Annotated in this window: 1 tRNA gene; it reads left to right on the forward strand. The window is 33.6% G+C overall.

From position 1 onward, the window contains the following. Positions 1-665: 665 nt before the first annotated feature. Positions 666-748: transfer RNA gene (locus H3V11_RS11715), tRNA-Leu, on the forward strand.

A 748-nucleotide genomic window follows, 5' to 3' on the forward strand; every position in this document is an offset into this window, starting at 1 on the left:
CCAGGTGGCGGAATTGGTAGACGCGCATGGTTCAGGTCCATGTGCCAGCAATGGTGTGGAAGTTCGAGTCTTCTCCTGGGCACCAAGTTATTTTCTTTATCTAGTAATAAACTTCAATCTTCAAAATTTCTTTTCAAAAGCAATTCAGAATAGTTTTCACTGTAGACTTTCACAAAAGCTTATAAACCTTATAAATTTTGAATATCTGTATCTTAAAGATATACTTTCACATCGGCACAATTGTTTTAAATTAATGAAAATTATTATGACGGACTATATAGCGAGGGCTAAAGCTATAACGAAGTATACAAATATAAATAATTACATTAATTCCAACTTAAGAGAAGAGAAGGGTTCCTCGAACATGCTGATTTGAATAAACGTATTCATAATCGATTTTAGTTATTAGAGTGTAAAAAATAAATACCTTTAAATCTCATACTTAATTAAGAAACCTAAATAAGCTAAATTTGCTAAGAAATAAACTTGAATAAAAGCAATTTAGTAAAAAAGTGATTACACAATTAAGTCCAATTTTCTTTGCTGGAAAATACTTTTCTTTGATAATCAATAGATATAGTCTGATGTACTAGTAATACTGTTGACAATCTTAGCCAAAAATATATAATGCACAACTTCACAAGCACAACGGTGTTGGTGAATAAGCCCAGGTGGCGGAATTGGTAGACGCGCATGGTTCAGGTCCATGTGCCAGCAATGGTGTGGAAGTTCGAGTCTTCTCCTGGGC

Source organism: Snodgrassella sp. W8158 (genome assembly GCF_016100435.1).
GTDB classification, from domain to species: domain Bacteria; phylum Pseudomonadota; class Gammaproteobacteria; order Burkholderiales; family Neisseriaceae; genus Snodgrassella; species Snodgrassella alvi.